The sequence below is a fragment of the Microcoleus sp. S13C4 genome (genome assembly GCF_036700865.1).
Lineage (GTDB): Bacteria > Cyanobacteriota > Cyanobacteriia > Cyanobacteriales > Microcoleaceae > Microcoleus.
This window is the reverse complement of record NZ_JAUBPS010000123.1, coordinates 1-8,189: the sequence shown is the minus strand read 5'-3', so window position 1 is coordinate 8,189 and position 8,189 is coordinate 1. Positions and strand designations below refer to the sequence as shown.

The following is an 8,189-nucleotide window of genomic DNA, read 5'->3' as shown; positions in this document are numbered from 1 at the left end:
AATTGTTCGTAATTCATATTATTAAGCTAATTTTTTCTTTTATTTTACCAGAGCGCTCGCACTTTCGCAAGAGGTCTAATATACAAAACTTTAGCAGGAAAGGAGTTAACAGCTCATCAGCAAGCAGCCAGAAAAAATAATTTCATATATAAATACTTCTCACCTCTACCGTGAGAAGTATCTTTTTTACACCCCAAGGCTTTCACCCCCCACAACCCAGCTTTCCTCGGTCAAAATTGTGCGCTTGTTGCCCAAAAATTAACGTTAATTTAAACTTTGATTGAGAGAAAAGTGATATACAATTCAATTGTTTACTTGTAAAAAATGGAGTAAAAATAAATAGTGTCACCAGTAACAAAATAATATCTCGCGTCAGTTACAAGATCGATCGCACTTATCGATCGCACTTTACAAAACAACCAAAACTCAGGAGTCAATCGCTGATGATGCTAGGAACAACCGAGATTCCGCAATTAAAGCCGCTTTCCGACTCAGAAGTACACAAAATGAACGCCTACTGGCGGGCGGCAAACTACCTATCCGTCGGACAAATCTATCTCCTCGACAACCCCCTACTCAAAGAACCCCTCAAAATCGAACACGTCAAACCGAGACTCCTCGGACATTGGGGCACCACTCCAGGTTTAAACTTCATCTACGTTCACCTCAACCGCATCATCAAAGCCCAAGACCTCAACACCATCTACATCGCAGGTCCTGGACACGGCGGACCGGGCTTGGTCGCCAACACCTATCTCGAAGGGACTTATACCGAATATTACTCGAACATTTCCCAAGATGAAGACGGTATCAAACGGCTGTTCAAACAGTTCTCCTTTCCCGGCGGTATCCCCAGCCACGTCGCCCCGGAAACCCCCGGTTCGATTCACGAAGGCGGCGAACTCGGCTACGCCCTGGTGCACGCTTACGGGGCGGCCTTCGACAATCCCGATTTGATTGTGGCGGCCGTTGTCGGCGACGGGGAAGCCGAAACCGGCCCCTTGGCTGCTAGCTGGCACTCTAACAAGTTTCTCAACCCGGTTAGGGACGGGGCCGTGTTGCCGATTTTGCACTTGAACGGCTACAAAATTGCCAATCCAACGCTGTTGGCCCGCATTCCGCGCGAGGAATTGGAAAGTTTGATGGTCGGTTACGGCTACAAACCTTATTGGGTGGAAGGTTCAGACCCGGAAACGATGCACCAGTTGATGGCTGCAACTCTCGATACTGCGATCGGCGAAATTAAGGCGATTCAGGAAAAAGCCCGGACGGAGGGCTATTCCGGCCGTCCCCAGTGGCCGATGATTGTGATGAAAACTCCCAAAGGCTGGACGGGGCCGAAGGAAGTTGACGGTAAGAAAACTGAGGATTATTGGCGATCGCACCAAGTCCCACTTTCGGAAATGGCTTCTAAGCCGGGACACGTCCAACTCCTGGAAGATTGGATGAAAAGCTATAAGCCGGAAGAACTCTTCGACGAAAAGGGCAAGTTAATTCCGGAATTGGCAGAATTAGCGCCCAAGGGATCTCGGCGGATGGGGGCAAATCCCCACGCTAACGGCGGCCTGCTGCTGCGAGACTTGAAAATGCCGGAATTTGAAGACTTTGCCGTTGACGTGCAAAAACCGGGCACTGTAATGGCAGAAGCAACCCGCGTTTGCGGCCGCTTCCTGCGAGAGGTGATGAAACTGAATCAGGAAAACGCCAATTTCCGCATTGTCGGGCCTGACGAGACGGCCTCAAACCGCCTCGATCCGGTGTTTGAAGTGACAAACCGGGTTTGGGCGGGGGAAATTTTGCCCGAAGACGACCACATCTCCCCCGACGGCCGGGTGATGGAAGTCCTCAGCGAACATCTATGTCAGGGATGGCTGGAAGGCTATTTGCTGACGGGACGCCACGGCTTTTTCTCTTGTTACGAAGCGTTTATTCACATCATCGATTCGATGTTCAACCAACACGCCAAGTGGTTGAAAACTACTAACGACATTCCTTGGCGCCGACCGATCGCCTCTCTCAACTACCTGCTAACTTCTCACGTTTGGCGGCAAGACCACAACGGTTTTTCTCACCAAGATCCGGGTTTTATCGACCACGTAATTAACAAGAAAGCGGAGGTTGTGCGGGTTTATTTGCCGCCGGATGCGAACACTTTGCTGTCTGTAACGGATCACTGTCTCCGCAGCCGCCACTATGTGAACGTGATTATTGCAGGGAAGCAGCCGGCATTGCAGTATTTGGATATGGATGCTGCGATTAAACACTGTACGGCCGGCATCGGTATTTGGGAGTGGGCTAGCAATGATAAAGGCGGCGAACCGGATGTGGTGATGGCTTGCGCGGGTGATGTTCCGACGCTGGAAACTTTGGCTGCGGTTGACATTCTCCGCCGAGATTATCCGGATTTAAAAGTGCGGGTGGTTAATGTGGTGGATTTGATGACTCTTCAGCCTTCGACAGAACATCCCCACGGTTTGTCTGACAAGGATTTTGATAGTTTGTTCACGAAAGATAAGCCGGTGATTTTTGCTTTTCACGGTTATCCTTGGCTGATTCACCGATTGGCTTACCGCCGGACGAATCACTCGAATATTCACGTTCGGGGTTACAAGGAAGAGGGTACGACTACGACGCCGTTTGATATGGTGGTGGTTAATGACCTCGATCGATTCCATTTAGTCGCAGATGTACTCGATCGCGTTCCGAAACTGAGTTCTGTAGCAGCTTACGGCAAACAAGCTATCCGTGACAAGCTGATCGAACACACGCAGTATATCACCGAGCACGGCGATGATATGCCGGAAATCCGCGATTGGAAGTGGCCGCACGGGGGCCCGGTTTCGCCGGAAGCGCCGCAGGAAACGACCGATCCGGGGGCGACTGCAGAACAAACTGTGCGATCTGGTGCGCCTGGATAGGTGCGATCGCTTGTAGATCGCAAGCTACTCATCCCTATGATTGTCAACCACAGGGAAAATGAACGATTTTGCGAGTATACAACCTACGCACGATCCAGGTTTCACCTCAGTTTGACAATCATAGGGAGTGACATCAGTTAAATAAAGCTTCAGCAAGGAATGTCAATTTCTAGGTATGCGCCCGGAACAATAGTGTCGATCGCGTTCCGAATATCGTCTTGATGCCTTTGAATACGCGGCCAAGATGTAGACAGCAAAACCACAATAGCAATTTGTCGGCTTGTCAGGTTTTGTTGATAACGCAAGTTGCGATCGGTCGTGACGAGCAGATTATACCCCTCGCGTTCGGCTGTGTCGAGCAGATTGCCATTTTCTAATGTTGACCATCCACGTTCATAAGCAGTATCTACTTTATGATCCAGCAACGAGCGGCGCAACGGTACTGGCGTACCTTGGTCGAACAATATCTTCATACTTGTGCCATCTGCGTTAAGGAGGCTAGGGCGCGATCGAGTAATACCTCAACTTGGGTGCGAGTTACTCCCGGAAACCATTCGAGAAACTGGTCAACAGAGGCTCCATCTTTAATATTCTCGAAAAAGGCGGCAACAGGTACGCGCGTTCCCCGAAATATCCATGCACCACTCACCTTGGTCGGATCGCGTTCAATCACTTCAAAGAGGTCTATATTCTGCATGACGTTCGTTGCTTGTTGCGGCTCAAGTAAAACAACTAAGATAGAATTAATCTTAGCATAAATCAACGGTGATTTAGGATTTGTACATTCAAAAGAGGCGGTCATGCTTAAAGAAATAGAAATTCAAAATTTTAGGTGCTTTGAGCAAATCAAAATTTCTGGGTTTGAAAGAGTCAACTTAATCGGTGGTAAAAACAATGCTGGTAAGACAGCCTTGCTAGAAGCAATTTTACTGACTGTGGCTCCACAATTTAGAACTCTAACAATGCTAAGAGATTTTAGAAACGAGTCGTCAAAAAGCTTACCAGCTATGCGTAATAGAGGATGGAATACATTATTTGGTGTAGCAGAAGAAAATAAATTTATAGTAATTTTTAGAAAAGAGGATAATAATAACCCCTATCAACTAGAAATATCGCTCAATAGCTCCCTGAATCTAAATCAGGTTTTGACTGGTGAAGGTGCAGAAAAAATAATAGATTATTTGTCGAGGGACGACTCACGTTTCTCTGGACTAACTATTAAGTTAACAAGAAACGGACAGGAACTTGCTACGTCCTCTTCTATAGCTGGTTCCCCGGGTCCAATAATTGCTAATAGCATTTCTACTACTGAGGGATTACCAATCATTCCATCCTTTCTCAGAATTTCAGGAAAAGAACTCACAGAAGCATACGATCGAGCGCGTTTGGATGACAAAGATAGCGAAGTTTTGAAAGCTTTTCAAGTTTTAGACTCTTCTATAGAATCTGTAGAGAGTTTTTCGATTGGGGAACCCACGCTCTACTTGAGAAGAAAAGGCGAAAAGCGTTTGCCTTTATCATTGTTTGGAGATGCCATTAATAGAGTTGCAGAAATAATCCTTAAACTGGTAAACAATGAATATAAAATCTTGCTCATCGATGAGATAGAAAATGGCATTCACCATACAAGTCAGCCGGAGTTTTGGAGAGTGTTATTTCGGTTGGCGGTTGAACTGGATACGCAGATTTTTGCTACAACGCACAGTTTAGAGATGCTTCAAGCATTTGCTAAGGTGGGTTTAGAACAAAATCAGGAATGCAGCAGCGCATATTTTGAACTAGCAAGGAAACGGAAAACAGGTCAAATAATCGGCATCCGGCGCGATTTGGAAACTTTGAATTACGCACTAGAGCATAAAAAAGGAGTGAGAGGTGAGTAATATTATCATAGTAGAAAGTAAAAATGATGAAGCTTTTATGAAGGCAATGATTGAGGTTCTTAACTACGACATACACGTAGAGGAGCCTATTTGTATAGAGAAGTATGAAAGTTTGAAAGGATTGAGTGAAGAACAGTTAAGAAATACTTTAAAAGAGTTAAAAGCCGAAATGGAAAAAAATGATGATATAGAAAAAATTGGAATTATCATTGATATGGATAACCATTCAGAGCAAGAGCGGGTGGAATTTGTAAATAAATGTATAAAAGATGTGTTTGACTCTGAAACTTTGTCAAGCACTAAACAATTTATAGATATTTGTGGAGATAATGGAACAAAAGCCCAATTGGCTTGTTACTTTACAAATGTTGAAGGTAAAGGCGAACTGGAAACGCTTTTAAAGGCAATAAAGGCTAGAGAATCACCTTATGCTGATTGTTTGGATAGCTGGAGAAGTTGCATAGAAGAAAAGGAGGGAAAGAAAATCAAGCAGAAAGATTTTGATAAATTTTGGATTAGCAACTATATTAGGTATGATACTTGCTCAAAGAAGGAACAGCAACAAGTTGAAAAGAAATGCAGTATGCATGGGTTTGATTATGTTATGGAACACAAAAAAGATATTTGGGATTGGGATAATCCTGCTCTCGATGATTTGAAAGAGTTTTTTAAACTCTTTTGCTAACATAGTAAAATTCACACACAATTAACTCATGAGCTTAAAAATCTACTTTGTACGACACGGTGAAACGACTTACAGCAAGACTGGCGGTTTCTGCGGCCATATCGATCCAGAATTAACGCCCGAAGGTTCTCAAATGGCAGAACAGTTTGGCGCCGCTTACGCAAAATTGCCTTGGAATGCTGTTTATGTCAGTCCGATGAAACGCACAATTGCTACTGCAAAACCTTTGTGCGATGCTGTGGGAATTGAAATGCAGCTTCGCGACGGACTGAGGGAAATTAATTACGGTGAGTGGGAAGGCAAAACAGTAGAAGAGGTCAAAAAAGAATACGAAGAAGATTATATTAATTGGCTGACTGAACCTGCTTGGAATGCACCGAATGGCGGCGAGACTTCCGTGGAAATTGCTAGCCGATCGTCCTTAGTTATCGCAGAAATTCAGGAAAAGTACAAGAGCGGTAATGTTTTGGTTGTCTCGCACAAAGCGACTATTAGAATTATTCTGTGTAGTCTTTTGGGGATTGATTTGGGACGTTATCGCTACCGCATTGGCGCTTTAGCAGCTTCTGTCAGTATTGTTAAGTTTGACGTGCGCGGGCCACTGCTGGAGGTTTTGGGCGATCGATCGTACATGGATGAAACTCTCCGCAATTTACCAGGTACTTGAAATTGCGGGTAAGGTGCGGGGGCGCACCCTGAGCGTGTGAAACTAAATCGCACCGATGTAAGACAATCCTAAAATTGTACCCGTTCCCAAAATATGACCGAAGCAGAGACTTCCCACAAGTGCACCCAAACTCAAGCCGCCGACCAAACCCGATGAGGGCGCGGCTGGGCCTGTGTGAGGCTTTTGGATGGTTGATCTGCCGATCGCAATAGCTAAAATATTGCAAAGAATCATAATCAAACCGGTCGTGGGGCTCCACTCTACGGTTCTGGCGACAGTGGCAAGTAAAATTGGTGTAAACATCGATCGGCTCCTTAAACTTTAGTAAATGAAAATCTGCATAGAAGATATATCAAAAAAATGCAACTGTTAGCTACAGATTGCATTAACAGTTAATTTTTCGACATTTTTCTTAATAATTTTCCCAGGATCTCAAGATTTTTTAGTCCCCCTCTGCTGGGACGAAAGTTTGACAAAACGCGATTTCAATCGCTTAGCGATCGAAAGAACGAATCAACAGGACATAATAAAGCATGAAAATACTGGTGTTAAATGCGGGTTCTAGCAGTCAAAAGAGCTGTCTTTACGAGTTAAACGATGTCCTGCCCGATCGACCTTTGCAACCCCTCTGGGAAGCGCAAATTGACTGGAATCACCGCGAAGGTGTGGCCCAGTTGAAAGTCGAAACACCCTCGGAAACTGAACAGGAGGAAGAATTTGCCTCAGACTCTCGCGAAGCCGCCATTTCTCGAATGCTGGAGACTCTGTGGCAGGGTAAAACTCAAGTTATTAATAGTTTAAAGGAGATTGATATTGTCGGCCACCGCGTCGTACATGGCGGACAAGACTATCAGCAAAGTACGTTAATTTCGCCGGATGTTAAAGAGGCGATCGCCCGTTTATCTGTTTTCGCCCCGGTACACAATCCGGCAAACTTGGAAGGCATCGAAGCCCTTGAAAAAATCCTCGGAAATGTGCCGCAAGTAGCAGTATTTGATACAGCTTTTCACGCGCAATTGCCGCCCGCTGCGTTTGTTTATCCCGGCCCCTACGAATGGCTGGAAAACGGGATTCGCCGCTACGGTTTTCACGGCATTAGCCATCAATATTGCGCGCGCAGGGCGGCTCAAATTCTCAACCGTGATTTGACCCATTTGCGGGTGATTAGCTGTCATTTGGGCAACGGATGTTCTCTGGCGGCGATTCGCGGGGGCGTGAGTGTTGACACGACGATGGGTTTTACTCCTTTGGATGGTTTGATGATGGGAAGTCGATCGGGTTCGATCGATCCAGGCATTCTTATTCATCTGTTAAAACAATCCGATTTTACTGCTGAGAAACTTGATGGTATTCTCAATCGAAATTCGGGTTTAAAAGGGATTTCAGGGGTGTCTAGCGATATGCGGCAGATTGGAGATGCGATCGCCCATGGTAATCAGAGATCTCAACTTGCTTTGGATATTTACATCCACCGTTTGCGTGCCGGAATTGGTGCCATGCTGGCGAGTTTAGGAGGGTTGGATGCTTTAATTTTTACGGCGGGAGTTGGGGAAAATTCTGCTGTTGTGCGATCGGCTGCTTGCGAGGCTTTTGGATTTATGGGTTTGAAATTGGATGGGGAGAAGAATCAACAGTCACCGGTGGATGAAGATATTGCGGCACTGGATTCAGCGGCGAGAGTTTTAGTCATTCACACGCAGGAGGATTGGGAAATTGCGCGAGAATGCTGGAAACTTTATCACTAATTTATTTTATGGATTCTCGCCTCTTCCGTACTTAGTGTGCTGGCATTAACTTAAATTTATCATGAAGGCTTGCTCGGTAACGCTTGGAAATTATTTACATCTGCTTGCGCTGTTGAACAACTTGCTCCAGTAGTGGCGATTGCCTTGAAATTCCAGCCAGCTATGGTGTAGGACACCCAAAAACTAATAATTTGGCACACTAAGTACGGAAGAGCCGATTTTTATACCAATTTTCAAAAATCATGCAACAGTAGCTAGGGCTGACAAAATGTAATCCCATCCAGTTATAGATGC

General features: G+C 45.4%; 8 protein-coding genes. 5 read left to right on the top strand and 3 right to left on the bottom strand.

Annotated elements, in window-relative coordinates; all coding sequences use genetic code 11:
• Positions 1–443: 443 nt before the first annotated feature.
• Positions 444–2,918 carry a phosphoketolase family protein gene (locus QT996_RS27545; protein WP_333050595.1) on the top strand — a complete coding sequence of 825 codons (2,475 nt, stop codon included), beginning with the start codon at positions 444–446 and terminating at the stop codon, positions 2,916–2,918.
• Positions 2,919–3,067: 149 nt separating this feature from the next.
• On the opposite strand, the gene QT996_RS27540 is transcribed toward QT996_RS27545, so the two are convergent.
• Together QT996_RS27540 and QT996_RS27535 are read right to left on the bottom strand one after the other, a co-directional pair.
• Positions 3,068–3,391 (bottom strand): hypothetical protein, encoded by a 324-nt coding sequence (locus QT996_RS27540; protein ID WP_333050594.1) that lies wholly within the window; start codon positions 3,389–3,391, stop codon positions 3,068–3,070.
• Positions 3,388–3,720 (bottom strand): DUF433 domain-containing protein, encoded by a 333-nt coding sequence (locus QT996_RS27535; RefSeq protein ID WP_333050593.1) that lies wholly within the window; start codon positions 3,718–3,720, stop codon positions 3,388–3,390. The genes QT996_RS27540 and QT996_RS27535 overlap by 4 nt, the downstream gene beginning before the upstream one ends.
• Here QT996_RS27535 and QT996_RS27530 point away from each other — a divergent pair.
• The 3 genes from QT996_RS27530 to QT996_RS27520 are packed head-to-tail and all read left to right on the top strand — an operon-like array spanning position 3,719 to position 6,150.
• Complete coding sequence (locus QT996_RS27530) at positions 3,719–4,798, top strand: AAA family ATPase (RefSeq protein WP_333050592.1); 1,080 nt, start codon at positions 3,719–3,721, stop codon at positions 4,796–4,798. The two genes, QT996_RS27535 and QT996_RS27530, sit on opposite strands and share 2 nt — an antisense overlap.
• Entirely contained in the window at positions 4,791–5,483 is a 693-nt protein-coding gene (locus tag QT996_RS27525) for a DUF3226 domain-containing protein (protein ID WP_333050590.1), read from the top strand. Before QT996_RS27530 ends, QT996_RS27525 begins: the two co-directional genes overlap by 8 nt.
• Before the next feature lie 28 nt (positions 5,484–5,511).
• Entirely contained in the window at positions 5,512–6,150 is a 639-nt protein-coding gene (locus tag QT996_RS27520) for a histidine phosphatase family protein (protein ID WP_333050588.1), read from the top strand.
• Between the two features lie 42 nt (positions 6,151–6,192).
• On the opposite strand, the gene psaK is transcribed toward QT996_RS27520, so the two are convergent.
• Entirely contained in the window at positions 6,193–6,453 is a 261-nt protein-coding gene (gene psaK / locus QT996_RS27515; protein ID WP_333050587.1) for a photosystem I reaction center subunit PsaK, read from the bottom strand.
• 230 nt (positions 6,454–6,683) lie between these two features.
• Here psaK and QT996_RS27510 point away from each other — a divergent pair, with 230 nt between their 5' ends.
• Positions 6,684–7,895 (top strand): acetate kinase, encoded by a 1,212-nt coding sequence (locus tag QT996_RS27510; protein ID WP_333050584.1) that lies wholly within the window; start codon positions 6,684–6,686, stop codon positions 7,893–7,895.
• The last annotated feature ends 294 nt before the right edge of the window (positions 7,896–8,189 follow it).

Coding starts and splice junctions, on each gene's coding strand:
- QT996_RS27545 (WP_333050595.1), top strand. CDS start 444: ATGATGCTAGGAACAACCGAGATTCCGCAATTAAAGCCGCTTTCCGAC.
- psaK (WP_333050587.1), bottom strand. CDS start 6,453: ATGTTTACACCAATTTTACTTGCCACTGTCGCCAGAACCGTAGAGTGG.
- QT996_RS27530 (WP_333050592.1), top strand. CDS start 3,719: ATGCTTAAAGAAATAGAAATTCAAAATTTTAGGTGCTTTGAGCAAATC.
- QT996_RS27510 (WP_333050584.1), top strand. CDS start 6,684: ATGAAAATACTGGTGTTAAATGCGGGTTCTAGCAGTCAAAAGAGCTGT.
- QT996_RS27520 (WP_333050588.1), top strand. CDS start 5,512: ATGAGCTTAAAAATCTACTTTGTACGACACGGTGAAACGACTTACAGC.
- QT996_RS27540 (WP_333050594.1), bottom strand. CDS start 3,391: ATGAAGATATTGTTCGACCAAGGTACGCCAGTACCGTTGCGCCGCTCG.
- QT996_RS27535 (WP_333050593.1), bottom strand. CDS start 3,720: ATGACCGCCTCTTTTGAATGTACAAATCCTAAATCACCGTTGATTTAT.